The sequence below is a fragment of the Leptolyngbya sp. CALU 1928 genome (assembly GCF_056784215.1).
In genome coordinates, this window is record NZ_JBXBCE010000018.1 from 506,966 (window position 1) to 533,734 (window position 26,769).

The 26,769-nt window shown below is 48.6% G+C and carries 29 protein-coding genes and 1 tRNA gene; 14 read left to right on the plus strand and 16 right to left on the minus strand.

Going from position 1 to position 26,769, the window contains the following annotated elements; genetic code table 11:
• Nucleotides 1-11: 11 nt before the first annotated feature.
• The gene (locus AC1S5B_RS25110) at nt 12-890 is read right to left on the minus strand and encodes an urease accessory protein UreD (RefSeq protein ID WP_482038394.1); all 879 of its coding nucleotides are present in this window, start codon (nt 888-890) and stop codon (nt 12-14) included.
• A gap of 78 nt (nt 891-968) precedes the next feature.
• On the opposite strand from AC1S5B_RS25110, the gene AC1S5B_RS25115 reads away from it, so the two are divergent.
• A tRNA-Gly gene (locus tag AC1S5B_RS25115) sits at nt 969-1,039 on the plus strand.
• Nucleotides 1,040-1,151: 112 nt separating this feature from the next.
• On the opposite strand, the gene AC1S5B_RS25120 is transcribed toward AC1S5B_RS25115, so the two are convergent.
• Together AC1S5B_RS25120 and AC1S5B_RS25125 are read right to left on the minus strand one after the other, a co-directional pair.
• Nucleotides 1,152-1,391, minus strand: coding sequence for a 2Fe-2S iron-sulfur cluster-binding protein (locus AC1S5B_RS25120; protein WP_482038395.1), 240 nt, complete (start codon nt 1,389-1,391; stop codon nt 1,152-1,154).
• 33 nt (nt 1,392-1,424) lie between these two features.
• Nucleotides 1,425-1,934, minus strand: a complete 510-nt coding sequence (locus AC1S5B_RS25125) for a GNAT family N-acetyltransferase (protein WP_482038396.1) — start codon at nt 1,932-1,934, stop codon at nt 1,425-1,427.
• Nucleotides 1,935-2,116: 182 nt separating this feature from the next.
• Here AC1S5B_RS25125 and mdh point away from each other — a divergent pair, with 182 nt between their 5' ends.
• A complete protein-coding gene (gene mdh / locus AC1S5B_RS25130) occupies nt 2,117-3,142 on the plus strand; it encodes a malate dehydrogenase (RefSeq protein ID WP_482038397.1) in 1,026 nt (341 codons plus the stop codon).
• Nucleotides 3,143-3,179: 37 nt separating this feature from the next.
• Here the strand turns inward: mdh and AC1S5B_RS25135 are convergent, their stop codons facing one another.
• A complete protein-coding gene (locus AC1S5B_RS25135) occupies nt 3,180-4,085 on the minus strand; it encodes a DMT family transporter (protein ID WP_482038398.1) in 906 nt (301 codons plus the stop codon).
• Between the two features lie 91 nt (nt 4,086-4,176).
• Between AC1S5B_RS25135 and AC1S5B_RS25140 the strand changes: the two genes are divergently transcribed.
• Nucleotides 4,177-4,980, plus strand: a complete 804-nt coding sequence (locus tag AC1S5B_RS25140) for an ion transporter (RefSeq protein ID WP_482038399.1) — start codon at nt 4,177-4,179, stop codon at nt 4,978-4,980.
• Nucleotides 4,981-5,047: 67 nt separating this feature from the next.
• On the opposite strand, the gene AC1S5B_RS25145 is transcribed toward AC1S5B_RS25140, so the two are convergent.
• Nucleotides 5,048-5,251, minus strand: coding sequence for a hypothetical protein (locus AC1S5B_RS25145; protein WP_482038400.1), 204 nt, complete (start codon nt 5,249-5,251; stop codon nt 5,048-5,050).
• A 160-nt stretch (nt 5,252-5,411) separates the two neighbouring features.
• Here AC1S5B_RS25145 and AC1S5B_RS25150 point away from each other — a divergent pair, with 160 nt between their 5' ends.
• The 3 genes from AC1S5B_RS25150 (at nt 5,412) to AC1S5B_RS25160 (ending at nt 6,711) form a co-directional block, all read left to right on the plus strand.
• Nucleotides 5,412-5,801: a helix-turn-helix domain-containing protein gene (locus tag AC1S5B_RS25150; RefSeq protein WP_482034976.1), complete on the plus strand. Its 390-nt coding sequence runs from the start codon at nt 5,412-5,414 to the stop codon at nt 5,799-5,801.
• Nucleotides 5,693-6,355 carry a transposase gene (locus AC1S5B_RS25155; protein ID WP_482038401.1) on the plus strand — a complete coding sequence of 221 codons (663 nt, stop codon included), beginning with the start codon at nt 5,693-5,695 and terminating at the stop codon, nt 6,353-6,355. The genes AC1S5B_RS25150 and AC1S5B_RS25155 overlap by 109 nt, the downstream gene beginning before the upstream one ends.
• Before the next feature lie 149 nt (nt 6,356-6,504).
• Nucleotides 6,505-6,711, plus strand: coding sequence for a glycogen debranching protein (locus tag AC1S5B_RS25160; protein WP_482038402.1), 207 nt, complete (start codon nt 6,505-6,507; stop codon nt 6,709-6,711).
• A 119-nt stretch (nt 6,712-6,830) separates the two neighbouring features.
• Here AC1S5B_RS25160 and AC1S5B_RS25165 read toward each other — a convergent pair whose 3' ends face one another.
• Nucleotides 6,831-7,172, minus strand: coding sequence for a hypothetical protein (locus tag AC1S5B_RS25165; protein WP_482038403.1), 342 nt, complete (start codon nt 7,170-7,172; stop codon nt 6,831-6,833).
• Nucleotides 7,173-7,278: 106 nt separating this feature from the next.
• Between AC1S5B_RS25165 and psbP the strand changes: the two genes are divergently transcribed.
• Together psbP and AC1S5B_RS25175 are read left to right on the plus strand one after the other, a co-directional pair.
• A complete protein-coding gene (gene psbP, locus AC1S5B_RS25170) occupies nt 7,279-7,818 on the plus strand; it encodes a photosystem II reaction center PsbP (protein WP_482038404.1) in 540 nt (179 codons plus the stop codon).
• A 118-nt stretch (nt 7,819-7,936) separates the two neighbouring features.
• Nucleotides 7,937-8,569: a Maf family protein gene (locus tag AC1S5B_RS25175; RefSeq protein ID WP_482038405.1), complete on the plus strand. Its 633-nt coding sequence runs from the start codon at nt 7,937-7,939 to the stop codon at nt 8,567-8,569.
• On the opposite strand, the gene AC1S5B_RS25180 is transcribed toward AC1S5B_RS25175, so the two are convergent.
• Nucleotides 8,553-11,582, minus strand: coding sequence for an O-linked N-acetylglucosamine transferase family protein (locus AC1S5B_RS25180; protein ID WP_482038406.1), 3,030 nt, complete (start codon nt 11,580-11,582; stop codon nt 8,553-8,555). The two genes, AC1S5B_RS25175 and AC1S5B_RS25180, sit on opposite strands and share 17 nt — an antisense overlap.
• Before the next feature lie 54 nt (nt 11,583-11,636).
• On the minus strand, nt 11,637-12,584 hold the full coding sequence (locus AC1S5B_RS25185; protein WP_482038407.1) for a LysM peptidoglycan-binding domain-containing M23 family metallopeptidase: 948 nt from the start codon (nt 12,582-12,584) through the stop codon (nt 11,637-11,639).
• A gap of 163 nt (nt 12,585-12,747) precedes the next feature.
• On the opposite strand from AC1S5B_RS25185, the gene AC1S5B_RS25190 reads away from it, so the two are divergent.
• The gene (locus AC1S5B_RS25190; protein ID WP_482038408.1) at nt 12,748-13,956 is read left to right on the plus strand and encodes an HhoA/HhoB/HtrA family serine endopeptidase; all 1,209 of its coding nucleotides are present in this window, start codon (nt 12,748-12,750) and stop codon (nt 13,954-13,956) included.
• 102 nt (nt 13,957-14,058) lie between these two features.
• Here the strand turns inward: AC1S5B_RS25190 and AC1S5B_RS25195 are convergent, their stop codons facing one another.
• Both AC1S5B_RS25195 and scpB read right to left on the minus strand, forming a co-directional pair.
• Nucleotides 14,059-14,370, minus strand: a complete 312-nt coding sequence (locus tag AC1S5B_RS25195) for a DUF760 domain-containing protein (protein ID WP_482038409.1) — start codon at nt 14,368-14,370, stop codon at nt 14,059-14,061.
• Nucleotides 14,371-14,440: 70 nt separating this feature from the next.
• Nucleotides 14,441-14,974 (minus strand): SMC-Scp complex subunit ScpB, encoded by a 534-nt coding sequence (gene scpB, locus AC1S5B_RS25200; protein ID WP_482038410.1) that lies wholly within the window; start codon nt 14,972-14,974, stop codon nt 14,441-14,443.
• A 270-nt stretch (nt 14,975-15,244) separates the two neighbouring features.
• Between scpB and AC1S5B_RS25205 the strand changes: the two genes are divergently transcribed.
• The 4 genes from AC1S5B_RS25205 to tgt (AC1S5B_RS25220) all read left to right on the plus strand — a co-directional run bounded on the left by AC1S5B_RS25205 (nt 15,245) and on the right by tgt (AC1S5B_RS25220) (nt 19,163).
• Nucleotides 15,245-16,492 carry a hypothetical protein gene (locus AC1S5B_RS25205; RefSeq protein WP_482038411.1) on the plus strand — a complete coding sequence of 416 codons (1,248 nt, stop codon included), beginning with the start codon at nt 15,245-15,247 and terminating at the stop codon, nt 16,490-16,492.
• Nucleotides 16,493-16,551: 59 nt separating this feature from the next.
• Nucleotides 16,552-17,049 carry a peptidoglycan-binding domain-containing protein gene (locus AC1S5B_RS25210; RefSeq protein ID WP_482038412.1) on the plus strand — a complete coding sequence of 166 codons (498 nt, stop codon included), beginning with the start codon at nt 16,552-16,554 and terminating at the stop codon, nt 17,047-17,049.
• 457 nt (nt 17,050-17,506) lie between these two features.
• Nucleotides 17,507-17,965: a hypothetical protein gene (locus tag AC1S5B_RS25215; protein ID WP_482038413.1), complete on the plus strand. Its 459-nt coding sequence runs from the start codon at nt 17,507-17,509 to the stop codon at nt 17,963-17,965.
• Between the two features lie 85 nt (nt 17,966-18,050).
• Complete coding sequence (gene tgt, locus AC1S5B_RS25220; RefSeq protein WP_482038414.1) at nt 18,051-19,163, plus strand: tRNA guanosine(34) transglycosylase Tgt; 1,113 nt, start codon at nt 18,051-18,053, stop codon at nt 19,161-19,163.
• A 209-nt stretch (nt 19,164-19,372) separates the two neighbouring features.
• Here tgt (AC1S5B_RS25220) and AC1S5B_RS25225 read toward each other — a convergent pair whose 3' ends face one another.
• Together AC1S5B_RS25225 and AC1S5B_RS25230 are read right to left on the minus strand one after the other, a co-directional pair.
• Nucleotides 19,373-20,722 (minus strand): DEAD/DEAH box helicase, encoded by a 1,350-nt coding sequence (locus AC1S5B_RS25225; protein WP_482038415.1) that lies wholly within the window; start codon nt 20,720-20,722, stop codon nt 19,373-19,375.
• A 172-nt stretch (nt 20,723-20,894) separates the two neighbouring features.
• The gene (locus tag AC1S5B_RS25230; RefSeq protein ID WP_482038416.1) at nt 20,895-21,710 is read right to left on the minus strand and encodes a peptidase; all 816 of its coding nucleotides are present in this window, start codon (nt 21,708-21,710) and stop codon (nt 20,895-20,897) included.
• Nucleotides 21,711-21,829: 119 nt separating this feature from the next.
• Between AC1S5B_RS25230 and AC1S5B_RS25235 the strand changes: the two genes are divergently transcribed.
• Nucleotides 21,830-22,993: a DEAD/DEAH box helicase gene (locus AC1S5B_RS25235; RefSeq protein ID WP_482038417.1), complete on the plus strand. Its 1,164-nt coding sequence runs from the start codon at nt 21,830-21,832 to the stop codon at nt 22,991-22,993.
• Nucleotides 22,994-23,202: 209 nt separating this feature from the next.
• Here the strand turns inward: AC1S5B_RS25235 and tgt (AC1S5B_RS25240) are convergent, their stop codons facing one another.
• The 4 genes from tgt (AC1S5B_RS25240) to AC1S5B_RS25255 form a co-directional block, all read right to left on the minus strand.
• Complete coding sequence (gene tgt / locus AC1S5B_RS25240; RefSeq protein ID WP_482038418.1) at nt 23,203-24,003, minus strand: tRNA guanosine(34) transglycosylase Tgt; 801 nt, start codon at nt 24,001-24,003, stop codon at nt 23,203-23,205.
• Between the two features lie 5 nt (nt 24,004-24,008).
• Nucleotides 24,009-24,062 carry a hypothetical protein gene (locus AC1S5B_RS25245; RefSeq protein ID WP_482038426.1) on the minus strand — a complete coding sequence of 18 codons (54 nt, stop codon included), beginning with the start codon at nt 24,060-24,062 and terminating at the stop codon, nt 24,009-24,011.
• Nucleotides 24,063-24,093: 31 nt separating this feature from the next.
• Nucleotides 24,094-24,216 (minus strand): hypothetical protein, encoded by a 123-nt coding sequence (locus AC1S5B_RS25250; RefSeq protein ID WP_482038427.1) that lies wholly within the window; start codon nt 24,214-24,216, stop codon nt 24,094-24,096.
• A 1,753-nt stretch (nt 24,217-25,969) separates the two neighbouring features.
• Nucleotides 25,970-26,095, minus strand: coding sequence for a hypothetical protein (locus AC1S5B_RS25255; RefSeq protein WP_482038419.1), 126 nt, complete (start codon nt 26,093-26,095; stop codon nt 25,970-25,972).
• Nucleotides 26,096-26,769: the final 674 nt, after the last annotated feature.

Below are 26,769 nucleotides of genomic sequence, written 5' to 3' on the forward strand. Positions count from 1 at the left end.
CAACACCTGAATTAAAGTTGCCAAACGCGAGGCGTGCAGGCAGAGCGCTGGAGATGGGTTGATCGCACCAGTTGCCAGACTGCCATTAGCCACTGCCGCGCTTCCATTGTAGAACTGCCGCGATAACGACACAGTAGCCCACACAGCAAACGAGTGACACCGATTTCGCCAGAGGTGCCTTGCCAAAGCGAGATCGCTTTTTCGACCAGTTCAGGCTCCACGGACTGCCCAACAAAAGCGAAACTGCCCACAATAGGGCTTCCCGCTAACCCATGGGGACTATGAAAGGTTTCCTCACTGCCCGGAAGCCATTGGCGATCGATCCACAAGGGGCGATCGTTTTGCCAGACCTCGGTACGCGATCGCCAGTTTCCTTTAACAAACTTTTCGTTTCGCGCTGTGCGTCCAAAGCGAGTCATATCCCACCCCAGCCAACAGGCACCCGGCGCTAAATCAATCCGCATATCCTGACGGTAAATTGCCTGGTCAAACACAATGGTTTCTTGGGGAAGCCATTCTAAGCAAGCTCCTTCTGCCAAGTGGATCTGTATAGTTTGTTGGGCTTCTAATCCAGTGGAGCGATAGAGTTTGGTCGCGGCAGCAGTGGTGATCAATGCCTGCGCTTGCGGCTGTAGGTAAATATCAAAAGACAGGCGATCGCCGCCCACAATGCCGCCAGCCGTATGCAAAATCACGCTATGACAGACTGTTCCTCCTTCGGGATAAAACGGTCGCTGTACCTTAAGGGGCGCTTTTACTTGCTCGGAGGTGAGACGCGTCGCATCCCCCTGTCGGGCAAAGTTGAGGTGCAGTTGTCCGTGCCAAGGTTGAGTAGAAGAGTGGGTCATTATAGGTTGTGCGATCGCTCTAGTTGCTTGTTTATGGGTCAAAGCTTACTTTAGTTGAACATGAATACTTATGAAAATTATGGGCTACTATATAGGTTGCTTAATTCAAAGCTTTTTTCTGCGGGTATAGTTTAGTGGCAAAATGAAAGCTTCCCAAGCTTTAGTTGCGAGTTCGATTCTCGCTACCCGCTTTGAAGACAAACCTCCAATAACTATTGGGTTGAAGAATCACGCCTCTGTTTCTTCCAACGCTCGTTGTTTGAGAATCTGGGTCGCTTTCAAGGGCGATCTCTTTTGCCTAGTTCACCAAGTTGGGTCAGAAAATAAGGTGACGGTCAGGTGCGATCGCCCTAGGGGGACGCTGCTGATGCAACTGCAAATGCTGCGCCCGTCATCCAGTTCCACTTCGCAAGCATGGCACGATCCCATCAAACATCCTGTGGGAATCGTTACTCCAGCGCGGTTAGCAACCTCTAAAAAAGGTTCACCGACTGCCGCTTCAATCGTCACATCATCAGGCAAAAAATGCACACTAACAGTCATAAGGCACTCATGAGTGGTTTTATTTAGCGATCGCTACTCGCACACTTTAAATTCTGACCGATATTGCACAGTTCCGCTGCAATCTTGCAAGGCTGCACGGTTCAACTCCAACACCATAAACGCTTCATCGGGTACATCATACTCACATCGCAAGCCCTGGGTACTGGCAGCCACAAACCCGAACCGCGAATAATACTTGCGATCGCCTAACACCACCACCGCATCACACCCGGACTGGCGACATGCCTCTAAACCCCGTTGGATTAATAAAGAGCCGATTCCTTGCCGCTGATACTTGGGTAGAACGGCGACGGGTGCTAATCCAAGTATCACCAAATCGCTAGAACATTGCCCGTTTACGGTTACTGGACTAAAAAATAGATGTCCCACAATGTGACCAGACTGAACAGCCACAAACGAAACCGTAGAGGCAATACCTCTTAGCTGATCGACTAGAACTGCTTCAGCCTCTCGCCCAAATGCGTCCCTGTTCACTTGGTGAATCGCATTCTCATCTCCTGGCTTTTCTGCACGAATATCCATGTCGATCATCAACTGTTATTCCTCGATCTTAACCAGGTTGTTTAAAGAAACATTGAGAACTTAAGTGCAAAGGCGATCAAAATCTGGCTTTCGTCAACTTTGTCAGCCTAGTGCAGCATAATTTAAGCTCAGGATCTTTTCAAATCTTGCCAAGTTCTTTTTGCTGACTGCATTTCACCGCCATGACTCCCAGTTCTGATCATCCAGATTCTCACCTTTACGGGATGGCTCTTCGTCCCTCTCAAGTTCCTAGTTCTACCGCTCGTGTGGCGGTAATTGGCGCTGGCAACGTGGGCGCAACCTTGGCGCAACGGCTGGCTGAAAAAAATATTGCCGATGTCATGCTGCTGGATGTGGTGGAAGGTCGTCCGCAGGGTGTGGCGCTGGATTTAATGGAAGCGCGGGGCGTAGAACACCACGATCGCCAGATCGTGGGCACCAACAACTTTGCCGACACAGCCCAGTGTGATGTGGTGGTGATTACTGCCGGATTGCCGCGCCGCCCTGGAATGAGCCGGGATGATCTGCTGTTGACCAACGGTAAAATCGTGCTGGATGTGACCCGCAAGGTGATGGAACATTCACCGAATGCGATTTTGCTGGTCGTCACCAATCCCCTCGACGTGATGACCTACGTTGCCTGGAAAGCAAGCGGCTTACCGACTCACAAAGTCATGGGCATGGCGGGAGTACTGGATTCTTCTCGGTTTCAAACTTTTATTGCGATGGAATTGGGCGTGTCGATTAATGACATCAATGCCATGGTCTTGGGCAGTCATGGGGATTTGATGGTGCCATTGCCCCGCTATTCCACGGTGAACGGCATCCCGATTGATCGATTTTTGGATGAAGCCGCGATCGCCGGAATTGTTAATCGTACTCGCAACGGCGGCGCAGAAGTGGTCGAACTGCTGAAAACAGGCGGTGCCTACTATGCTCCCGCTTCGGCAGTTGCAGTGATGGTCGAGTCGATCATTTTCAACCAGCCGCGCATATTGCCCGTTGCCGCTTACTTACAAGGACAATACCAACTCAAGGATATTTTCCTGGGGGTGCCCTGTCGTCTGGGCTTTCAGGGCATTGAAAGTGTGTTGGAACTGGAATTAACCTCGCAAGAGCAGTCGGAGTTACAAACTTCAGCCGATGCCGTCCGGCAAAATTTGGATCGCCTTGTGGTGCTGCTGGCTGAATTAGGGTTGAGCCTGTGAAGGTTAGAATAAATCGTTGGAGTTAGGACAAGTCTGGTTATCGCTGGGATGCAGCTAAGCGCGATCGCTCCACAGCTTGCAGGGCATTCATCAACAGAGCCACGAAAATCAACATCATGCCAATCAGTTCACTCTGGGTGGGAACTTCGCCCAGTTGCATCCAGGCAAACAGCACACCCAGAGCCGGATTGAGGAGAGTGCCTAGTCCCGCCGTGCCAGCGGATAAATTAGTCAGGGCATAGAGCCAGAGAAATTGGGCGATCGCGGTGGCAGGAATCACGTTATAGACTAATGCGCCGATCAGTTCCGGTGACCAAACGATCGGCTCAGACGGCACAATCAACGCCGCGATCGCTAAGGGAATTGCGCCAAACAGAGTTTGCCAAGTGGTCAGTGATAGTAAATCGAGTGTCATCGTCTGCTGCATTTTTTTGGCAACGATCGCCCCCGCACCCCAGCTAATTCCCGCCGTCACTGCCAGCATTGTACTCAGTAGGGTTCCGGTCATGTGCAGCGGATTGAGAATGAACAGAAACCCAGTCAGGCTGAGGGCGATCGCCACCCATTGCAGCTTGTGAATCCGTTCCCCTAGCCAAAACCACGCAAACAGCAGCACCCAAAAGGGCATGGTGTAGACTAGAACCGCCGTTTTCCCGGCACCGCCGCTGACCAGTGCCCAATTTGCCAAGCCATACACTCCAGAGGATTGCAGGACACCCAACCAAAAAGAGCCTGCGATCGCTTGGGGCTTCAAGGGTTTTCTCAAACCAATCATTACCCCCAGCAACACCAAACCGCCCAGCCCATTACGGAGGCCTGCAAACGTAAATGGAGAAGCATATTGCACGGCAATTTTCATCTGTATCCAGTTGTAGCCCCAGATAAATGCCAGCAGCAATAACGCCAAAATCGCTTTACTGGATGAAGCTTTAGATTGGGTCACTGGGAATGCGGGGTGGAGGGTACGGAGTGTAAAGTTGGCATATCAGGCTTTTTTCAATTCTTCTCAAGTTACCATTTCAACCCTAATTTCTATGCAGTTGCGGCAACAAGTTGGCTTTTACCTAGAAGATTTTGAAACGCCTCTTGGTAAGGGGTTGAACCTGGGAATCACTGGATTGGTGTTGGTGTCGTCTAGCATTTTTGTGGCAGAAACCTATCCCCTGCCAGACTCGGTGCGATCGCTGCTAGAAACTGCGGATCAGGCAATCCTCTATCTGTTTGCGGTGGAATACTTAGTGCGGCTATGGTGTGCAGAAAACAAACAGCAGTACTGCTTTAGCCTCTATGCCATCATTGATTTGCTGGCAATTTTGCCCCTATTTATTGGCGTGTTTGATATTCGGTTTATCCGAGTGTTTCGCTGGTTTCGGATATTGCGCCTGATTCGGTTTCTGGAAGGCAAAACGATTGTAGGCTACGTCAGCCGGGAAGACAGCGCGATCGTCACTCGCATCTTACTCACTCTGTCTATTATTATTTTTGTGTTTTCAGGATTGATTTATCAGGCAGAACATCTTAGAAATCCTGAAAAATTTGGTACCTTTTTGGATGCGGTCTATTTTTCGATCGCCACCATGACGACCGTAGGCTTTGGCGATGTCACTCCCGTGACTGAACTGGGTCGATTCCTCACCATTTTGATGATTCTCACTGGCATTGCTCTAATTCCCTGGCAACTGGGCGATCTAATTCGCCGCTTAGTCAAAACGGCTAACAAGATAGAAATCATTTGCCCCGGTTGTGCCTTAGCGTTTCACGATGCAGATGCCCAATACTGTCGAGCCTGCGGCACTAAACTTGCACAAGCGTGCCCCATTCGAGGAGTAGAGAATTAAGGACAAGTAATAAAACCCGAAACCTGAAACCCGAAACCTGAAACCTGAAACCTGAAACCTGTACTATCTAATCAATGACATCCACCTGCCCCAACTCTACTTTTTCTAAAACTCTATTGATGTTGAATCGGTCGAGTTCGGTGACTTGCTGATTGGATAGCAGCATGGATGTGAGTTGCAGATATTGACGGCGAGAAACTTGTTTAGAGGAAAGAATAGATTCGATCGTAGAGCTAAAAATGGGATTTGCTTTGTTTAAATGAGTTTGCATAAATCTTCTTAACTACACCCTGATTTTAATCGCTTCTCTAGTTTTCCCGGCTTGTTGATCAAAAAGGATAAAGCCCTATGAAGAGATGATTCAAAACGATGAAATACAGCGGTTTGCGTTCAGATAGGGGACACTAAAGTGGTGCAAAAGAAGGTAACGAATGAAGCCGTATTCCATCGACTTGCGAGAACGAGTTGTCAGTGCGATTGAACAAGGAGATAGCTCTTTCAGAAAAGTAGCGCAGCGCTTCTGTGTCAGCAAAAACTGTGTCGAGCGGTGGGTCACTCAGAAGCGGACAGAAGGTCATGTGGTGCCACGCAAGCAGGGTGGGTCGGTGAGTGCGGTGATGGAGCATCAAGATCAGTTGATGGCGATCTTCGAGCAACAGACCGATGCGACCTTGGCAGAATACTGTGAGTTATTGTTTGATGCGACTGGACTATGGGTAAGCCAAAGCACCATGTGTCGGACATTCCAGCGACTAGATTTACCACGCCAAAAAAAACACTCCGCGCCCACCAAGCGACGAGCGAACGCGTACAACGCTTAAGAGGGGAGTATTGGACCCAAGTCAAGGGGGTAGACCTCAAGGACTTAGTGTTTCTTGATGAGATGGGAGTTTTGCTGGGACTGATGCGAACGCATGCCCGTGCAAGGTCTGGAGCACGAGCTTACGACTTCAAACCCTTTTATCGCGGTAGTAAGGTGAGTGTCATTGGTGCGATCTCGGTCTCAAAAGTCCTGGCTGTAATGACAATGGATGCTTCGATGGACGCGGCTGCCTTTGAAGTCTATGTCTCCCAGTGTCTTGTGCCCCAACTCTGGCAAGGGGCTGTTGTGGTCATGGACAATCTGCCGACCCACAAAGTAGACGCGATAGCACCTCTAATTGAAGCGGTTGGCGCAAGGGTGCTGTACCTGTCTCCTTACTCCCCGGAATTTAACCCCATAGAACACTGGTGGTCGCAGTTAAAAGCCTTCTTAAGGCAGTTCTCGCCGACGACCTCGAAACGGGTCGATACGCTGATTGCAACGGCGATGGATTTAATGAATCCGAAGCATTTGCGAAACTGGTTTGCCCACTGCTGCTACTGTCCCTCATGAGTCTGCAAACCGCTGTATAAGTTCTATTCATCTGATTTAAGCCAAAAACATTTTTGCTTTGCAAAATTTGATATTTACAGTTAAAAATCAAGTCTGATTTTGATTTATGTGTGAAGATTTAAAGGCTTAGTCTGTTGGGAGATGGTGCCATGCAAATTTGGGTGAATGAACAAATTGATCCGTGCGGAATCCTCCACACCTGTATTGCGTGTTGCGATGAAAACCAAGCGCAAGATTGCCATGAATCGTTTAAACAGAATCTAACGGATCAGCAGCGATCAGAAGGATGGACGGCAAGTATGCGTCAGGTTCAATCTTGGGATGAGGTTCCAGTCAACGCTTTGAAGCTGGATTAGGCTTAGTGCGGGATGCAGAGTGCGACATGAATAAACCGCTATCGCGGACTCCAGGCAGCTTCTCAAACCTGTTTTTCTTTATTTTGCCGCTTCAAAAAACCGTCCTGCCATCGGAAAGGCTATCTGCCTTCCTTGAAGCGAGCCTCTAGCTTGGAAACTCGTGATTCCAGTGCATTAAGCCGATCTTTCGCTTCGATCGCCAGCGTCGCTAACCGATCAATAAGTTGGCGATCGCTCAGGGTGGAAGTGCGCGTTGAGCGAGGAATCGCCGGGGTTGGATTGGATGGAATGGCATTGCCCTGGCGCAGTTGACTTATTTCTGATCGCAACTGCTGCACCTGCGATCGCAATTGGTTAATATCACTCTGCAAGTTGAACGTAGATTGAGCGCGTGTGCCACTCTGCCATATCAGCAAAATGGCAATGGTTGTTGTGAACAAGAGACCAAGAGTTCTCAGCATATTTTATCTTTCGTTACAAGAGATGGGAGAATAGGAAAATTGACCAAGGCAGTGAAATCATTTGCCTAGACAAAAAATATAATTGGCTAGCAGCGGAGTTGGAGAGATGCTTAAGCGGACAGTGGTAATGCTGATGGTCGTCATCAGTCTGAGTTTGCAAGGATGCGTATCTAGCGCGACTGGGTTCAAAAGCTTTGTAGACAGTTTGGATGGTTACCAGTTTTTGTATCCTAACGGTTGGCTCCAAGTAAAAGTGTCAGATGGACCGGATGTTGTATTCCACGACATTATTGAGCAGACAGAAAATGTTAGCGTTGTCATCAATCCAGTGACCACTGGCAAATCGCTCAAAGATTTGGGCGATCCGACTCAAGTCGGCTATAAGCTTTCTAAAAGCGCGATCGCGCCTCCCGGCTCTGGCAGAGAAGCAGAATTGGTCAACGCCGAAGCGCGAGAAATCGGGGATAAAACTTACTATCTGCTGGAATATGCAGTGAAGGTCGGTGATAAGGCTCGTCACAATCTGGCTAGCGTCGCCGTCAGTCGGGGCAAACTCTACACCATTAACGCTTCTACTACCGAAGATCGCTGGGAACGGATGAAAGAGATGATCGAAAAAACAGTGCGATCGTTTTCAGTCTATTAATTAGGTGTCAGGTGTTGGGTGGCAAGGGCGAGAAAAGAGAGAAGTAAAACTTTCTTAAATTTCTTAATTCAAAATTTTCCAATTCCTAACTTAAATTTCAAAACTTAGAACTCTTTTCATGGGAATTCCACGATTTGTTTTAGCTTCGGCTTCTCCAGCGCGACGACGATTGCTGCAAATTGCAGGAATTGACCCGATCGTGCAGGCAAGTGATTTTGATGAATCTCAGATCACTAGTGCTGATGCTGATTTGCTGGTGCGGACTTTGGCATTGCGTAAAGCGGATACAGTGGCGACACAATTAGCCAAGGCTGGGGCATCAACGCCAATGCTGATTTTGGGTTGTGATTCGGTTTTGGCGATTCATGGGGAGATTTATGGGAAGCCGGACAGTGCAGCAGAGGCGATCGCCCGTTGGCAAGCAATGCGCGGTCACATCGGCGAACTCTACACCGGACATACCCTGATTGAACTGCTGCTTGGAACAAAATCTTCTGAAACGTCCCTTAAAACATTGGTTCGCTGTCAGGTGACGCAGGTGCATTTTGCTAACATCAGCGATCGCCAGATTGAAGATTATGTTGCCACGGGTGAACCGATGTATTGTGCCGGGTGCTTTGCGTTGGAAGGAAAAGGCAGTTTTTTTGTCGAGAAACTAGAAGGATGTCACACCAATGTCATTGGGCTAAGTATGCCGTTATTACGCCAGATGATGGCAGAATTTGGCTACAATGTCACCGATTTTTGGTAGTTGCCTCCAACCGTTCCCCAACCACTCGGCAATAAAATTCTTCTAGGGCAGTAACGCAAGTTGGGTCATCAAATACCTGCGAACACTGTGCCTGCATTGCAGTTGAAATTTCGCTCCTCCAAACTGGCTCCTGTGCTAATCTGACGGCAATATTGATGTAGTCGGCTTCATTAGCCGCGATCGTGTGGGTTACCCCAAGGGTTTGCAAGATGCCAGTGGAAAGCCGACCCCGCATGAATTCCCCAGGACAGGTGACTATCGGTAATCCACAGGCGATCGCGTCCAGTGTAGTATTGCCGCCTGTGAAACCTAGCGTATCCAAATAAACATCAGAAAGTAGATTCAACATGAGGTAGTCGTTGCGCTCTAGCGAAGGTAAAAAGATACAGTAATCGTCGCTATTAAGCTTGACAGCAGCAAACGCTCGATGTAAACGAGGCTGCAAAATATCTGATCGGATAAACACAAATTGGGCATGAGGCACTTGACGCGCAATCTCGACTAATAAAGCATCGTGCTGTGGCAAATATTTGAATGGAGCCTGACAGCAGAGATAGGCGATCGCATCTTCTCGCAGTTGAAAGTCAGCCCGCATTTTCGTCAGCAGTGGCACCTGTGGCGGAGGGTAAGCAATCCCTAATTTTGGCAAACAAACCAGGGTTTCCGAGTAATGGGCTTGAGCGTTTGCTGGCTCCATTGCTTCGCTGGAAATGTAATAGTCAATCGTGGATAGACCCGATGTAACCGGATGTCCCCAAGCAGTGCATTGAATCGGTGCCAGTCGCAGTGCCGCCATTTGCACAGTCAGCGGGTCCATGCCAATTTCAGGAAATACCAGAACATGCAGTTGGTCAGACAAAATTTGTTGGCAAACCGCGTCTAAATGGTTAGGAATATGATGAAAGCGATCGCTCCAGGATTGAAATTGTTCAGTAATTAAATCCGGTGAATCTCCTGTGTAATAGCAAAAAATTTCAAAGTTTTGATGATTACAATACTTCAACCATCCGGTTAGCCATAGTGTTCCACTGTAGGCATGAAAATAATGAGATGCATAGCCAATCCGAATTTTGGTTTCAATTGCTGGCATTGATAAAGGCTGCACCCATTCAGGATAATTAGCCGCCATAATTTTCTGAATCAAACGCCCATACTGCTGCTGAAGTTCAAGCATACTTTGGGCTTGATAGGTCAACTGAAAACTCGTAAAGCATTGGCTTCCTATCAGCGCATTTTCCTGTTGGTTCGCGGTTTCTAATACCGTTTCTTCAATTAAATTTTGTAGGGCTACAGTGAAGCGATCGCGATAAAACTCAATTTCTTCCGGCGAGTCATACGCCAAAGGAAGCAGTAGAGCATTAAGCAGTTTAAATAGGTAGCTTTCTGATAGTTTTTTTATGGCAATTTCTGCTGATGCAATTGCCGCTTGGTGCTGATTTGATCGCATTAGCTTAATTATCAATTCATAGTGTAGCTGCTCTGAATTTTCATGCAAAAGAACACCCTGCTTTAACACTTCAATGGCTTCAGAATTTCGATTGAGCGTCCACAATAATTCAGCTAATTCAGAGTAATAGTGAGGCTGGCTAGATGGCAGCACCATTAAGGCTTGATAGTGATTGATCGCTGTAGCAGTGCGCCCTAGTTGAGCAAACCGTTCTGCTGCTTGCTGATGAAACTGAGTTGGATTATTTTGAGCTTGCAGGGCAATATTTAGATTATGCTGCACATCTAAATGATTGGGTTGAAGCTGAAGGGCTTTTTGATAGGTTGTTATAGCGTCCGAAAGCTGCCCTTGATCGAGATACAAATTGCCTAAATTAAGATAGGTGCCAAAAAAGTTAGGATAGAGTGCGATCGCCTGTTGGTAAATCATTTCTGCTTGATCGGATTGATCTTGCAGGGCAAACAGATTTCCTAAGTTGTTATAAGCATCAACAAGATTGGAGTTAAGCGAAAGTGCTTTTTGGTAAGCCGCGATCGCTTGATTGGGTCGCTCTAAGCGTTCTAATACACATCCAATAAAATAGTAAGAAACCTCACTAGCTGAATCGAGCGCGATCGCTTTTTGAAGCGCATTAAAACAGTCTAAATAAGCATCATGTTCATAATAAAGCATCCCTAAACTTCGCCAAGCTTCGGCATCCTCATCTCGCCATAGCAAATATTCTTGATACTTCTTTTCAGCGCTACTAAACTGCTTGATCTGATGATAAGCTTTTGCTTCTTGGTAAACCGTTTCTAAGGACTGTTGCTTTTGTTCTAGTAGTTGCAAGTTATAAATCGATTGAATGACCTTTGGATGGCGATTTTGATCAAAGTCATCAGCAGAATAATTATGAGTCTTATAACGATTCCAACTGAGGATTTGAATCCCATTCCAAAAGGTAGAATGTCGAGCAACAGGAGTAAATAATTCCAGTGATACTGTTGCCTCTGGCGTAGCAGCCAAAAAATCCCAACAGGCTTGCTGCACAGTGCCCCAATTCGCATCATCTAAAATGATTAGGGCATGATCCGCTAGAAAAGGTTTGACTAATAGCAATCCTAAAAGAGTAGAGCGATAATCATGCGCCCCATCATAAAAATAGACTCCAATTTTGTCTTCGCTATCAAGCTCTCGTAGCTCCAGTAAAAAGTTCTGAAAGTCTTGATTACAAAAGTAAACCTGTTCTTCCAATCCAAAATGGCTAATATTATTAAGCAGCGCTTCTAAGCAGACTCCATCCGTATCAAACTCAGAAAAATTATCGACCGCATACGCCATGCGATCGCGCTGGTTCAGTAACGCTCCAATTAAAGTTGAACCGCGATAGGTGCCAATTTCACAGTACACTTCACCCTCATCCATGCATTCCACTGCAAAATTGAGCAGTTGCATCACGTTGGCAGTGGTCATCCCGGTAATGAAGTCCAATGAATCCTGGAATTGATCTGACTTAGGATGAACAGTTTCCTTACCCCACTGGTGAAACTGTTCAGGAAGTTGATTAATAAACCGTTGATAATCCATAAGACGCAGAGTAAATGTCTGATTAGGAAAGTAGATATCTGATAAAGCCTCAACCTAGCGATTCTCAGCGCGTCGAGCATTTTTCAGCAAAATTGCTTGGGGATCTTCCGCCACCCAACCCAGGTTAGAGCGCGATCGCACTTCAAAATGAAGATGGGGCTGCTGAGAACTGGGGCGACCCGAAAACCCTACCGTGCCAATCGTTTGTCCCTTGTTGACTCGCTGCCCTACTTTTACAGCAGTTTTTCCTAGCTGAGCATAGCGAGTTTGCAACCCTTCCGCATGGTTAATGACCACTAAGTTACCCAAAGCGCCTTGAACTCCAGCAAAGGCAACCGTTCCGGTGCCCACAGATCGCACGGCAGTATTCAGCGGTGCTGCCAAATCTACGCCACTATGAAAGCCCACCTTCCCTGTTTCCGGCTGCACGCCATAGCCATAATTGAGCAACACTGCCGAGTCCGACGGGGCAGCAGGTAAGGGATAGCCAGACAAAATGGTTCTCGATTGACGAGGCAAGGTTTGAGCAGCGGTTCCCACAGGCGACCAATTGACCCCCGGAATAAAAACGACTCTGGGCGATCGCTGGCAGCCATTCACCTCAAACAACACATCCGGGCGGACTTTGTATGCCTTCGCCACCTCACGCCAAGTTTTCCCCGCCTCCAACTCAACCCGAATGCCGTTAAAGGGCGGCACCACAATTGCCGCACCAACAGGCGCTTTTCCACCCCGCAAAACCGGATTGAAACCGAGCAGAGTTGCAGGAATTAGGCTATATTTTTGGGCGATCGCCTCTATGGTTTCACCCGGAGCGATCGTATGACGCTTCAAGCGAGACAGGGCTGGAGTTGGGCAGGAGTTAGGCGGTGTTTCTCCCCCGGAGAATTGCCCAATCGTTTGGCTAACCCCATCGGCAGCAAGGCTAGATTCCCAGCCAAGGGCAACCAGCAAAAAAATTGACCCGACCGAATGGCAAAATCGTGATGAACGAGAGGACATAAAGCAACAGCAGTTAAATCAACAGAGCAATTCGTATCTGTTTCTAGGTTAATCGACAGATTAGGCGATCGCCCTCAGCAACTTCTCCTCTCAAAAGGCGCTGCCTATTTCAATTGAAGTAAAGTAGGGTAGGACTACTGCTACTAATCAACCTCACTGACCTATGAAGCTATCGTTCAAACAACTGGCGACTTATGTATCGTTACTCGCCTTGGGCAGTGGGGCAGGCATCATTGGCAGTCAATATTTGATCAATCAAGCACCGGAGAAGCCCAACGCTGCTGAGCCTTCTGCCGTGGTTAAGCCCATGATAAGCACGAATAAGCTACTCGCCAAATCTGCCCTGACTAATTCAAACTTTATTGCAGTAGCAGTAGAACGGGTGGGACCCGCTGTCGTGCGGATTGATTCATCTCGCACCCTGACGAGTGATTTGCCAGACGCATTGCGATCGCCCTTTTTCCGGCGTTTTTTTGGTGGCAACTCTCCCGCCGAACCCAAAGAGCGGGTTGAACGCGGCACCGGTTCTGGGTTCATCTTGTCTCAAAATGGGCAAATCATTACCAACGCCCATGTCGTATCTGGCTCCAAAACCGTGGAAGTAACGCTGAGAGATGGGCGTACCTTTGAAGGGCGCGTCATGGGGGTAGATTCGGTCACCGATGTGGCAGTAGTGAAGATCAGAGCCAATAATCTGCCGGTGGTAAAGTTGGGCAAATCAGAAGGAATTGCTCCGGGGCAGTGGGCGATCGCGATCGGCAATCCATTGGGCTTAGATAACACCGTCACGGCAGGCATTATCAGCGCGATCGGGCGATCGAGTTCCCAAGTGGGCGTACCCGATAAGCGCGTTAGCTTCATTCAAACCGATGCCGCGATCAATCCCGGTAATTCCGGTGGTCCACTCTTAAACGATCTAGGTGAAGTGATTGGAGTGAATACTGCAATTCGTGCAGACGCTCAAGGATTGGGGTTTGCCATTCCGATCGAAACTGCCCAGCGAGTTGCCGAACAACTCATTAGCAAAGGCAAGGTGGAGCATCCCTTTCTCGGCGTGCAAATGGTCGATCTTACCCCCACCCTACGAAAAGAAATCAATGAAAACGATAACCTAAAGCTCACAATCAGCAGAGATCAAGGGGTGTTGATTGTGCGAGTAATGGATAACTCTCCGGCTGCCAATGCAGGTATCCAGCAGGGTGATGTCATTCAAAAAGTGGACGGTCAACCAATAAAATCTGCGGCAGAAGTGCAAGCAAAGGTAGAAGTCAGCAAAATTGGCGGAAACTTATCGCTAGAAATTATTCGCAACGGTCAAACTCGACAAGTGCAGATTCAGCCAAAAGCCTTTCCTAAAGAACAGCAGAATTAGAGAAGGCGGACGAGGGGAAGAAAACTCTTGCCAGTTCACTGACTAGCCTAAGCTACAGAAGTGGCTTCACGTTCAGCCCAAAACCTGGAACCCGAAACCTGCTCACTGCTTATCAGATGGCAGCGAATCTCCTAAAAGAGATTCCATATCCATCCGCTGTTCCATTTGGCGTAAGAAATAGCCTGTCATCATTGCGGACACCATTAGACCTGCCAAGTTTTCGCGATCGGTGGTGATTTTGACATTGAAGCCTTCTGGGGGCAGCATTCCCAATAAGCCTTGGACATTGTGAGTGATAATTTGCTTAACTTCTGGGCTAACCGACTTTGCCACTTGAGCCAATACTTCCGGCGGCTGGTGCTGAAGATATTGCAAAAGTGGGTTCACTTCTTGGGCTTCAGCATCAGAATTCACAAAGTTTGCGCTATCAGAATTGAAGATCATTGAAGACTTAGTAGGATTCGTTGTCACTATTCTGGCATTTTCAACTCAGAGTTTCATCTATACCGGGTGAAGAAGCCTCATTCTTGTTTAAGTATTGGGTTATCTCTAAAGTTTGGTCAGAATTTAGTTGAAAATACTGATGAAATTTTTCGGTGACCTGAAGCCAAAACGATCGCCCATCCGATTGTTTTCGTTTGCGGACAAAGCCAAGCTCAACGAGTTCTTGAACATGCTGATACACGTTTGATCCCCGAATTTCAACTAAGTCAGTTTGAGAGATTTTACCTTTAAGCGCGATCGCGGCTAAGGTTCGCAAGGCACCCAATCCCACGTCGGCTGGCAGCAAGGTTTGAATCAAACTGTGAAAAGTGTCGCGCAGTTGCAAGCTGTAGCCACTGGGGGTTTCTGTCACTTCTAAAGCGCTATCCCGATGAGCGTAGTCTTCCATCAGTTCTAGCAATCCTTCTTTTGCCGCAGGGCGATCGCATCCCGCATACTCAGCAATTTCTGCCACGGTTAACGGCTGTGCTTTGAGGTAAAGAATAGCTTCGATAGTACTAGAAAGACGAGGCATGAAGGACGAGGCTAAAAGGATAGAGATTCAGAAGTCGAAAAAAATTTGCTGAGATCTAAAAACGAAATGTAATCAGCAATCGACGAGCGGGCGATGGCGGCTCTCAATCGCGGTGATGACTGCTTTTTCAGCTTAGCGGATTTTTCGCTTACCCTCCGTTGCTTTTTGAGTCGTTCAAACCTTCCTGATGACGCGCGATCGCCAGTGGAGAAAAATAGCATCAGTGCTGTCGTGTGTCCCTGCTTTATTCGACATTCTAAGGTTATTGCTATGAAATCTACCGATCTTGCCGCCGTTTTGGATCATTGCCTATCTCTCAAATCTATTGTTCCATTGACTATGGCTGTAACGAACTTAATGATGTGTTCGGCTGCCAATACCCCCGCGATCGCGGCTGAGTTGCCCAATCCCAGTACAGTGCCGCTCGCTCAAACTGCTGCTCGTGAACTTCCCATGCCGAGCGCATTCATCAGCGGGGTCTTGCAAGATGCCTACAAACGCACCAATCTTCCACCCGCCACGCTCAAAGTATCTCAGGTAAAAGCAGGGACTTTTAGCAATCCTTGCATCTTCAATTTTGGCGAAGTTTGCACCAAAGAATACAACCCCGTATCTGGCTGGGATGTTCTGGTGCAGGGAAATAATCAGACTTGGAACTATCGCGTGGATAAAACGGGTTCCAAGATTGTGATCAATCCCAAAAATGTCGCCACGATTGCCCTACCCGTTCCCCTTCAGAATCAGATTTTGACCGCTGCTGCGAGTCGGGCTGGATTGCCTCCTACCAACATCAAGATTACTCAAGCCACTGCCAAAACCTTTGGCAACGCCTGTGCATTTAACTTTGGCGAAGTTTGCACATTTGAGTATCGCCCGATTGAAGGCTGGGAAGTGTTAGTCGCCGTGCGTGGGCAAACCTGGACGTATCATATTGACAAAACCGGGTCGCAAATTGCGCTTGATCCGAAAGTGAACGGCACCAGCGCTCAATTGCCTGCGGCAGTTCAAACGGCGGTGATCCAAGATGCGACAAAATGGGCGCGATCGCAAGCTGTAAAAATTGCCGCAGCAAAACCGCAAACGTGGGGGAATAGCTGCTCCTTTGGCTTTGGCAGCATTTGCCCAATGCTATATCAACCGATTGAAGGCTGGGAAGTCAAGGTTAGCACGGGCACCATGAACTGGTCTTATCGCACCAATCAAACAGGGACGCAGCTTGTGATGGATCGCCGCCCCATTTTGCCTACTCAAGTTGCTGACGCGATCTCCCAAGATATCCTCAAACGAAATGGACGTGCCGCTCGGACTGAAGCCCTCCGCTTTTTGGATGTGAAACAGCAGCCCACTCGTTCTTGCGTTTTGCTGGGGGGCTGTCGCGACGAAAATAACTGGCTGGCGATCGTTTCCAATGGTCAGCAACAATGGGGCTATCAATCGAATGAACGTGGGTCGCGAGTGACTCCCATATCCGTGAGTCAAGTGATTCAGGCGAATGATCAGGCAATGGGCGATCGTTAACTCGACTTGCTAGGAAGAGCGGTGTATGGTGTGGAAAGTAAGCAACCCTGCACTGCTCTATGTCAATCCCCGACTTAATTCACAACCGCCTCAACCCGATTTACGCCACTTTGGATACCGCTACAACGGGTACAATTTTGCGTCCTTGGGATGTGGGAGACGAAGTGATTGAACTGCAAGAATTGTTGAAAGCGTTTGGTTTCAAGCTGACTGTTACAGGAGCCTATGACAGCCGCACCGAAGATTGTGTCATGATTTTTCAGCGCCGCCATGGGTTTCGGGTGGATGCGGTGATTGGACCTAAAACCTGGGCTGCCCTCAAGCTTGGCGTGAAACCGGGTAGTCGGGTGCTGCGTAAAGGTTTATCTGGCTCTGATGTCTATGAACTGCAAGGGCTGTTGAACATTTGCGGCTACGCGATCGCGCGGGATGGCTTTTTTGAAGATGAGACTTATGAAGCGGTGATGGAATTTCAGCAGCAGCACAAGCTGAGAGAAACGGGCATGTGCGATCGCATCATGTGGGCAATGCTGCAAAACAGCAGCCGACAATCATAAAACCCTAGTTTTCAACTTGAATAAATCCAGTTGCTCAACATTCAAGATTGGATTTATCTACATCTAGTGGCAAGGTTTAGTGACTGACCATAGATATGCAAAATGCTTTTATTTAATCACTTTGTCTAGGTGAAATTAATCAATTCATTCGCTGTGACCTAAAAAAGTTGGGATAAAATTAAGGCATACCTGCTCTTTAGCTTCAATCTCCGCTCGATTCTTCCTCCTTACATCTATTGCCTACCACTCGTCAAGTCCTAAAACAGTTAATTTTTACTCAATACACTATCCAAAATTAAAAACTTACTTAGCAGCTTTCTTTTGTAGCGTTTCTTGACTAACCGTTATTAATCCTTTGGTTTATACCTGCCAAAGGATTTTTGGATTCTGTTTAAGTAGATATAAATGCCAGGTTTGTCAACATGCTCGGCTTATTCAGTTCAAAGGCTTTCTCTCCATGAGTTATGAACAATCTTCCAGTAGTCAGCGTCCCCTTGCCCCTTGCATTGTTGATAGTGGCATCATTGTTAATATTCAAGACATGCAGAGATTGCTTTCAGACTTAGGACGTGTTCAATATATGCATTGTCAAGATGGCACAACAACGAGTCAGGGAGAAGGCTATATTCTTGAAGTTTTCGCCGATCCTTATCGCTCTACTTTGGTTGCGAACCATGCACTTTATCTCAATGTTCAAAGCTTTGATTATCTTGAGATTGGGCTATCTTCCGACCAAACGCCGTATTTTAATTTAGTTCAAGATAGTCGGCAACTCAAGATTGTTCCCTTATCAAATCCGCTGTTGGAGCAGCATATTTGCAATTTAAATGCGGCGGCTTTGGAAGCTGTAGTTGCAGATGTATTGTCTGCTGGATGGGATATGCAAATAGATGATGAGGAACATTTTCCCCTTTAGGGAGCCTAATCGTGATACTGCCCTAAAAGTGGCACAATGAATAATCTGTGGCGATCGCTTAATCCCGTTGAAGACTTAATTTTTATTGAATACTAAATTTTCTTTTCAGTCTCAGGCAACCTGTTCTCATACTCAGGCTAGGGTAGGCGTTTTTTCAACTCCCCACGGATTGGTAGAAACGCCTCGATTCATGCCTGTAGGCACTCTGGCAAATGTTAAAACCGTTACGCCTGACCAGTTGAAAGCAACCGGGGCGCAGATGGTGTTAGCAAATACTTATCATCTTCACTTACAGCCCGGTGAAGCGATCGTCGCACAAGCGGGTGGCTTGCATCGCTTCATGGCATGGAATGGTCCGATGCTAACGGATTCCGGCGGATTTCAGGTGTTTAGCCTGAGTGAGATGCGAACGATCGCTGAAGAGGGCGTACATTTTCGATCGCCGCGCGATGGGCAAATGATTTTTTTGTCGCCTGAACGGTCGATTGAAATTCAAAATTCCTTAGGTGCTGATGTGATTATGGCTTTTGATGAATGTCCGCCCTATCCAGCAACTCGCGAGAGTGTGCAGGTGGCAACAGAGCGCACCTTTCGCTGGCTGAAGCGGTGTATGGTTGCCCATCAGCGATCGGATCAAGCGCTGTTTGGCATTGTTCAGGGTGGAGTCTATCCTGATTTGCGCGAGTTTGCTGCGAAACAACTGGCAGATTTAGATTTGCCGGGTTTTGCGATTGGGGGAGTTAGCGTTGGTGAACCGCCGGAACTCATCCAACACATTGTTCAGGCAACTGCGCCCTTGCTGCCTGCAAACAAACCTCGGTATTTAATGGGAGTAGGCACCCATCGTGAAATGGTGCAAGCGATCGCCGCTGGTATTGATTTATTTGATTGTGTGATTCCAACCCGACTAGCGCGACATGGCAATGCGATCGTCCGAGGAGAGCGGTGGAATCTGAAAAACGCTCGCTTTCGAGAAGATTTCACGCCTTTAGATGAAGCTTGTCCCTGCTATACCTGCCAGAACTTCAGCCATGCCTACATCAGCCATTTGCTCAGATCTCAGGAGATGTTAGCCTACACGCTTCTCTCAATTCACAACATTACGGAATTGATCCAGTTTACCCAACGGATTCGTCAGTCCATCATTCAAGGACGCTTTGTTGAAGAATTTGGACAGTGGTTAACAGATAGTGATTAACAGACTATAAATCTACACTCTCCTCAGATTATAATAAGCCAATTCGTAAATATTAGAGAAAATTAGCAATGGATCATACTCACTTCTTTGCTTCTAGAATCGGCTGAATAGCTTTCGCTGGTGGCATTAGAGGCAGTTTGACTATAAACGTTGAGCCGTGATAGTCGATCGCAAGTATTTTATCAAGCAAGCATTTAGAGTTACGACCTTCAATGCTGCTGTCCACTAGAAAGGCGTGGCGCAGGAGGACGAACGTTCGGTTTGCTGCTGCCTGTACCGTTACGCTTTACGCCTTTGTGGGAAGAAGGTTGAGCAGCACGAGACTTTGACTGTCCGCCTCTGCTCTGACTTTGGCGATTTTGACGACCATTTTGAATGGGTTCAGGTTTTGCGTGGAGGTCTGGCTCAAAACCAGTCACGATCTCTCTCGGCAATTGTTGCTTAATCAACCGTTCAATCGCCCCTAGGAGTTGATGCTCATCAACACACACGAGGGATGAAGCTTCCCCATCGGCTCCAGCGCGCCCCGTCCGCCCAATGCGGTGAATGTAGTCTTCTGGTGAATTGGGTAGCTCATAATTCACCACATGGGGTAAATCAGTAATGTCAATCCCACGAGCGGCAATATCTGTAGCAACCAACACTTGCAAACTGGCATCCTTAAATTTTGCTAGGGCACGAGTTCGGGCGGCTTGGCTTTTGTTACCATGAATTGCCATGGCGGGAATACGATCTTCAGTGAGTTGCTTCACCAAGCGATCTGCCCCATGTTTAGTACGAGTAAATACCAACACTTGAAACCAATTGTGCTGACGAATCAAATGGGTGAGTAAGTCTCGCTTGCGTTCGCGATCGACGAGATACACTTTCTGTGACACAGTGTCGGCAGTAACATTGCGCCGTTCCATTTCAATCAGGGTTGGCTGGTTTAGCAGGCTAGAAGCAAACGCCTTAATTTCAGGGGAAAACGTGGCGGAGAACAGCAGATTTTGCCGCTGTTTTGGTAAAAGGGCAAGAATGCGCCGAATATCTCGAATAAAACCCATATCCAACATGCGATCGGCTTCATCTAGCACTAAAATTTCAACCCGCGATAAATCTACGGTGCCCTGCTGCACATGATCAAGCAATCGCCCAGGGGTAGCAACTAAAATGTCCACACGGCTTCTCAATTGACGCACTTGTGGAGTCATGCCAACGCCACCAAAAATCGTCATTGAATTTAGTTTCAAATATTTGCCGTATGCCTGCACGCTTTCTTCAACTTGGGCTGCGAGTTCACGGGTTGGTGTCAAAATCAGCGATCGAATGGGTGTGCGACCAATAGGGGCATTTTTGTTAGCACTATTTACCGCCGACTTATTTGCCGACAACAGATGCAGAATGGGCAAGGTAAAGCCAGCAGTTTTACCCGTACCCGTTTGGGCACCCGCTAGCAGATCACCACCTGCCAACACCACAGGAATTGCCTGCATTTGAATCGGTGTAGGAGTGGTGTAACCGCGCTCAGTAGTAGCGCGAACAATTTCATCAGATAAACCAAGAGTGGAAAACGACATAAGACTCCGCTAGTAAAACCGCCTACCGCCGTGGGCAGCGTCAGTCTTAGGCGGATAAAGGTGTAAAAATCTAGACTAGCAGCGGTGCAAAGACTGGAAGCGATCGCTGCCTCATGCATTTTAGCAGGGTTCCAGTGCATTCAGGTACGTCAAAGGAGCAATCGCAAGGGATTTAGTTTGCTAGATCCCAGCCCAAGCGAGTAGGTTGTTGATACACACGTTTTAGGGTGTTGAGATCCCTCGCAGAAATCTTAGCAGGGTTGCGAACTTGGGAGAAGTAGAGGGCATCAGTTTGTTGAGGACTGTGTCCCCAAATGCCGAGCGCATGACCGATTTCATGCCTAGCAGCAGCTTGCAAATACTCGGAAGCTTGATCGGGGCGGATATAAACGGCAACCCGATGGGACAAAGTTGAAGGCTGATCAAATGTCCCAACAGTTGGCTTTTTGGCGTATAGTTCAAAGCGAGTTTCGGCAGATCGGGCACGGCGAATCGGAAGTTTGCGATTTTCGCTATCTTGATTGGTGCGCTCAAACCTCAGCGGTAGCGATGATCGCATAATCTGAATATCCGCATCTTTAACGTGTTCAACTATTTGGAGGGGGAGATACAAGTTCCATTCCTGTACTGCTTTTTCTATAGCAGTGCCCCAGATCCTCGCTCGGTTTGCTATGAAAGGATACGCCTGTTCCGCAAGGGTAGGGGGTTCTACATAAACCGTTACTGGAAACGTTGACCAAATCAAGTAATTGACAACTACCGTCTGAACTTGGTCAAAGTAATCCCCTGATTGCTGTGAATCTTGCCATTGAGCTAGTCCGGGCGGTAAGGGATGAATTCGAGCCGTGGGAAGTTGAGACAGTGAAGACGGTTGGGCAGAAGACAGCAATTGAGTGAGGGTCAGGAAAATTAGTGAAATAACAAAAGCGATCGTCATAGTAAGGAGCGATCGCCCAGACAATGGACTTCTTCTCTGCTTAAAACCCATACACAGGTAGCACACAGCCCTCTAGGTAGTTATTGAATCGGAATTAAATTTGCACTCAAAACTACCGTTAAACCCATAAAAAACACCGTCAGCGCCCAAGTTATCCCATTCTGCATCTGTTGTCGGCAAATAAGTCGGCGGTAAATAGTGCTAACAAAAATGCCCCTATTGGTCGCACACCCATTCGATCGCTGATTTTGACACCAACCCGTGAACTCGCAGCCCAAGTTGAAGAAAGCGTGCAGGCATACGGCAAATATTTGAAACTAAATTCAATGACGATTTTTGGTGGCGTTGGCATGACTCCACAAGTGCGTCAATTGAGAAGCCGTGTGGACATTTTACTTACTACCACTGGGCGACTGCTTGATCATCTGCAGCAGGGCATCGTAGATTTATCGCGGGTTGAAATTTTCGTGCTGGATGAAGCGGATCGCATGTTGGATATGGGTTTTATTCGAGATATTCGGCGCATTCTTGCCCTTTTACCAAAACAGCGGCAAAATCTGCTGTTCTTCGCCACGTTTTCCCCTGAAATTAAGGCGTTTGCTTCTAGCCTGCTAAACCAGCCAACCCTGATTGAAATGGAACGGCGCAATGTTACTGCCGACACTGTGTCACAGAAAGTGTATCTCGTCGATCGCGAACGCAAGCGAGACTTACTCACCCATTTGATTCGTCAGCACAATTGGTTTCAAGTGTTGGTATTTACTCGTACTAAACATGGGGCAGATCGCTTGGTGAAGCAACTCACTGAAGATCGTATTCCCGCCATGGCAATTCATGGTAACAAAAGCCAAGCCGCCCGAACTCGTGCCCTAGCAAAATTTAAGGATGCCAGTTTGCAAGTGTTGGTTGCTACAGATATTGCCGCTCGTGGGATTGACATTACTGATTTACCCCATGTGGTGAATTATGAGCTACCCAATTCACCAGAAGACTACATTCACCGCATTGGGCGGACGGGGCGCGCTGGAGCCGATGGGGAAGCTTCATCCCTCGTGTGTGTTGATGAGCATCAACTCCTAGGGGCGATTGAACGGTTGATTAAGCAACAATTGCCGAGAGAGATCGTGACTGGTTTTGAGCCAGACCTCCACGCAAAACCTGAACCCATTCAAAATGGTCGTCAAAATCGCCAAAGTCAGAGCAGAGGCGGACAGTCAAAGTCTCGTGCTGCTCAACCTTCTTCCCACAAAGGCGTAAAGCGTAACGCTACAGGCAGCAGCAAACCGAACGTTCGTCCTCCTGCGCCACGCCTTTCTAGTGGACAGCAGCATTGAAGGTCGTAACTCTAAATGCTTGCTTGATAAAATACTTGCGATCGACTATCACGGCTCAACGTTTATAGTCAAACTGCCTCGAATGCCACCAGCGAAAGCTATTCAGCCGATTCTAGAAGCAAAGAAGTGAGTATGATCCATTGCTAATTTTCTCTAATATTTACGAATTGGCTTATTATAATCTGAGGAGAGTGTAGATTTATAGTCTGTTAATCACTATCTGTTAACCACTGTCCAAATTCTTCAACAAAGCGTCCTTGAATGATGGACTGACGAATCCGTTGGGTAAACTGGATCAATTCCGTAATGTTGTGAATTGAGAGAAGCGTGTAGGCTAACATCTCCTGAGATCTGAGCAAATGGCTGATGTAGGCATGGCTGAAGTTCTGGCAGGTATAGCAGGGACAAGCTTCATCTAAAGGCGTGAAATCTTCTCGAAAGCGAGCGTTTTTCAGATTCCACCGCTCTCCTCGGACGATCGCATTGCCATGTCGCGCTAGTCGGGTTGGAATCACACAATCAAATAAATCAATACCAGCGGCGATCGCTTGCACCATTTCACGATGGGTGCCTACTCCCATTAAATACCGAGGTTTGTTTGCAGGCAGCAAGGGCGCAGTTGCCTGAACAATGTGTTGGATGAGTTCCGGCGGTTCACCAACGCTAACTCCCCCAATCGCAAAACCCGGCAAATCTAAATCTGCCAGTTGTTTCGCAGCAAACTCGCGCAAATCAGGATAGACTCCACCCTGAACAATGCCAAACAGCGCTTGATCCGATCGCTGATGGGCAACCATACACCGCTTCAGCCAGCGAAAGGTGCGCTCTGTTGCCACCTGCACACTCTCGCGAGTTGCTGGATAGGGCGGACATTCATCAAAAGCCATAATCACATCAGCACCTAAGGAATTTTGAATTTCAATCGACCGTTCAGGCGACAAAAAAATCATTTGCCCATCGCGCGCGGCGATCGAAACGTACGCCCTCTTCAGCGATCGGTCGCATCTCACTCAGGCTAAACACCTGGAAATCCGCCGGAATCCGTTAGCATCGTGCCACTCCATGCCATGAAGCGATGCAAGCCACCCGCTTGTGCGACGTTATCTGTTCACCGGGCTGTAAGTGAAAGACGATAAGTATTTGCTAACACCAATCTGCGCCCCGGTTGCTTTCAACTGGTCAGGCGTAACGGTTTTAACATTTGCCAGAGTGCCTACAGACACCAATCCAGGCGTTTCTACCAATCCGTGGGGAGTTGAAAAAACGCCTACCCTAGCCTGAGTATGAGAACAGGTTGCCTGAGACTGAAAAGGTATCAGAAATCAGAAAAATTAGTTTTCAATGGATCTAGCTATTGCCAGATTATTGATTGTGCCACTTTTAGGGCAGTATCACGATTAGGCTCCCTAAAGGGGAAAATGTTCCTCATCATCTATTTGCATATCCATCGAGAAATAGTATACATCTGCAACTACAGCTTCCAAAGCCGCCGCATTTAAATTGCAAATATGCTGCGCCAAATGAGCATATTGTATAAGGGAAGAACTTCAGTTGCCTGGATGATCTTGAACTAAATTAAAATACGGCGTTTGGTCGGAAAACATACCACTTTAACATATTAGTCTTGAACATTGAGATAAAGTGCATGGTTCGCAACCAAAGTAGAGCGATAAGGATCGGCGAAAACTTCAAGAATATAGCCTTCTCCCTGACTCGTTGTTGTGCCATCTTGACAATGCATATATTGAACACGTCCTAAGTCTGAAAGCAATCTCTTAGTCAAGAAACGCTACAAAAGAAAGCTGCTAAGTAAGTTTTTAATTTTGGATAGTGTATTGAGTAAAAATTAACTGTTTTAGGACTTGACGGATGTGGCGCTTTGCTCCCGGTTACGTCAATTCACTTGCGGACGGCATTTTATTTGTTCAAGCTTCATTTTCAGAAAGCTGACACAAAAAGAAGCCACAAGCCACTTGCGCCCAGCACCGAAGATACACTCAGGCCGCTGCTTGGGCGATGCGGCGTCGCGGGAATTCGGCCCTCCCCGTTTCACGCGGATCTGGCTGGACAGCGGACTGGCTCCCGTTAGCGACCATGCGCTACTCGAGTTGCTGGAGCGTCCTTACACGCTGACCCCACCCAAGACGAACTCCGTCGGATCTAAATCTGACGCTCGCGGATGGCAAGCGCTTGCGCTTGTTGAAGCTTCCCGAACTGGCACACTGGGCTCGCCTCTGTAATGCGCGAGGCGCGCGGTGCAGCAGAACACAGCGGCTTACGGTCGCCCCTGAAGTAATCAAAAAAACTCGCGCGGGCCGAAGAACGCCGCGCGGAGCGACAATCGACGCCTTGGTCAATACCGGGCGCGTCTTCGGTCAGTGCTTGGCCCGGGAAGAAGCAGAGCTTATTCTTGAGGACGGACTAGCCGCACATTGAATATGGGAATAACGTCTCCTGCAATTCGACTAGACATACGTAGGTACAATCTTCTTTGGCCAGCAGTGGCCAGGGGAAATGGCCAAGCGGCTCTTGGATCACTCTCGATTTGGGCGTCATTGGAGGCCTTTGCTTCCCCATCAATGGACACCAGAAGAGCAGAGGGGGCTTAGAGGACGGACTCTTCGATCGCCTGGCGCGGATCCTGGAAGAGCAGCACCAGCAACAGGTCGGCTTGGGAGCGCGGTTCATGCGGATGGCGCTTTTCACCCCAGTGTGTGCGCCGCGAGTCTCTTTCGCGCGGGCCAGCGAGCGCAGTTGCGAGTCCCCTCCAGTGGGGATGTCGCCGGATCGCGCCGCGTGGGCGTCCTTGGGCGTCCGCGCTCCGTAGCGAGGGCGAAGGGCTATTTCCTGATGGAAGCGGACCTTGGCGGCCTTCTTGGCTGACCCAGAGCGACGATCCCGTCTTCGAAGTACTGCTGGCCGAACGATGCCGGGCTCGACTGGCGGCGTTCCAATCGACCCGATTCCTTGGTGAAGCTAGAGCGGGTTCCGACGGCTACGGTGTCCCTGGGCAGCGCGAAGCGGTGCGCGGTGCTTTGCTTCTTCCTCCCGGTCAGACGCTCGTCGTCGCGTTGCCCACCGGATCTCGCGGAGAGCTTGCACCGGCGCCGGTGCTCGCTCGAGGGCTGGAGGGAGGCCTGTGGCTTTGCGTCCGTGCCGACCACCGGCACTGTGCTGGATGCGCGCGGCGGAGGCAGATGCGGCAGATGCTAAGCGGCGCTTTCCCCGCCGCGAAGTGCCATCGCTTGCCTGGCACGCCGGCATCAGTGCCGAGGAGCGGACGAACATGCAAGCCACCATAGAGGGTCGCCAAGGGATGGTCTCTTGCTCACCGAGGCGGCGTTAGGTGGTGCCCGCGCTCTATGGCGGGTTCGGACGGACTCCTTCACCTATCTGATCATCGACGAAGCGCCGTTCGTACAGTTGAGCGGATCGGGGCGACGGATTCCGCCCCAGCCTTCGGATGCCTGTCAGGCGTCCGGCGGAGTTCTAGCCGCTTTGCCCTCAAGAACGCACCGTTCAGAACTTTGCTGATGTCGGCGACTATGACCCCGACACTATGACAACGATTGATCCTAACCGGTCCCAACCCCAGGACAAGTTGGAAATGATCACCTCGATCCCATCTTCGACCGAGCCGCAGTACTGGGTGCACCGAGAGGATAATCTCGACGGAAAGGACTTGGAGGTACTCGAATCCTGCGGCACGCGCCGCGGCCGTTCATTCTCTATGTGACGAAGCGCAGTGATGCGAAACGGTGGTACGAGCTGCTCAG

What these genes read in the sequence shown, in the direction of transcription:
- AC1S5B_RS25225 (WP_482038415.1), bottom strand. Translation starts at nt 20,722, where the DNA reads ATGTCGTTTTCCACTCTTGGTTTATCTGATGAAATTGTTCGCGCTACT.
- AC1S5B_RS25190 (WP_482038408.1), top strand. Translation starts at nt 12,748, where the DNA reads ATGAAGCTATCGTTCAAACAACTGGCGACTTATGTATCGTTACTCGCC.
- AC1S5B_RS25175 (WP_482038405.1), top strand. Translation starts at nt 7,937, where the DNA reads ATGGGAATTCCACGATTTGTTTTAGCTTCGGCTTCTCCAGCGCGACGA.
- AC1S5B_RS25160 (WP_482038402.1), top strand. Translation starts at nt 6,505, where the DNA reads ATGCAAATTTGGGTGAATGAACAAATTGATCCGTGCGGAATCCTCCAC.
- AC1S5B_RS25205 (WP_482038411.1), top strand. Translation starts at nt 15,245, where the DNA reads ATGAAATCTACCGATCTTGCCGCCGTTTTGGATCATTGCCTATCTCTC.
- AC1S5B_RS25140 (WP_482038399.1), top strand. Translation starts at nt 4,177, where the DNA reads ATGCAGTTGCGGCAACAAGTTGGCTTTTACCTAGAAGATTTTGAAACG.
- mdh (WP_482038397.1), top strand. Translation starts at nt 2,117, where the DNA reads ATGACTCCCAGTTCTGATCATCCAGATTCTCACCTTTACGGGATGGCT.
- AC1S5B_RS25145 (WP_482038400.1), bottom strand. Translation starts at nt 5,251, where the DNA reads ATGCAAACTCATTTAAACAAAGCAAATCCCATTTTTAGCTCTACGATC.
- AC1S5B_RS25165 (WP_482038403.1), bottom strand. Translation starts at nt 7,172, where the DNA reads ATGCTGAGAACTCTTGGTCTCTTGTTCACAACAACCATTGCCATTTTG.
- AC1S5B_RS25125 (WP_482038396.1), bottom strand. Translation starts at nt 1,934, where the DNA reads ATGGATATTCGTGCAGAAAAGCCAGGAGATGAGAATGCGATTCACCAA.
- scpB (WP_482038410.1), bottom strand. Translation starts at nt 14,974, where the DNA reads ATGCCTCGTCTTTCTAGTACTATCGAAGCTATTCTTTACCTCAAAGCA.
- AC1S5B_RS25120 (WP_482038395.1), bottom strand. Translation starts at nt 1,391, where the DNA reads ATGACTGTTAGTGTGCATTTTTTGCCTGATGATGTGACGATTGAAGCG.
- AC1S5B_RS25155 (WP_482038401.1), top strand. Translation starts at nt 5,693, where the DNA reads ATGGGTAAGCCAAAGCACCATGTGTCGGACATTCCAGCGACTAGATTT.
- AC1S5B_RS25150 (WP_482034976.1), top strand. Translation starts at nt 5,412, where the DNA reads ATGAAGCCGTATTCCATCGACTTGCGAGAACGAGTTGTCAGTGCGATT.
- AC1S5B_RS25215 (WP_482038413.1), top strand. Translation starts at nt 17,507, where the DNA reads ATGAGTTATGAACAATCTTCCAGTAGTCAGCGTCCCCTTGCCCCTTGC.
- AC1S5B_RS25180 (WP_482038406.1), bottom strand. Translation starts at nt 11,582, where the DNA reads ATGGATTATCAACGGTTTATTAATCAACTTCCTGAACAGTTTCACCAG.
- AC1S5B_RS25185 (WP_482038407.1), bottom strand. Translation starts at nt 12,584, where the DNA reads ATGTCCTCTCGTTCATCACGATTTTGCCATTCGGTCGGGTCAATTTTT.
- psbP (WP_482038404.1), top strand. Translation starts at nt 7,279, where the DNA reads ATGCTTAAGCGGACAGTGGTAATGCTGATGGTCGTCATCAGTCTGAGT.
- AC1S5B_RS25230 (WP_482038416.1), bottom strand. Translation starts at nt 21,710, where the DNA reads ATGGGTTTTAAGCAGAGAAGAAGTCCATTGTCTGGGCGATCGCTCCTT.
- AC1S5B_RS25210 (WP_482038412.1), top strand. Translation starts at nt 16,552, where the DNA reads ATGTCAATCCCCGACTTAATTCACAACCGCCTCAACCCGATTTACGCC.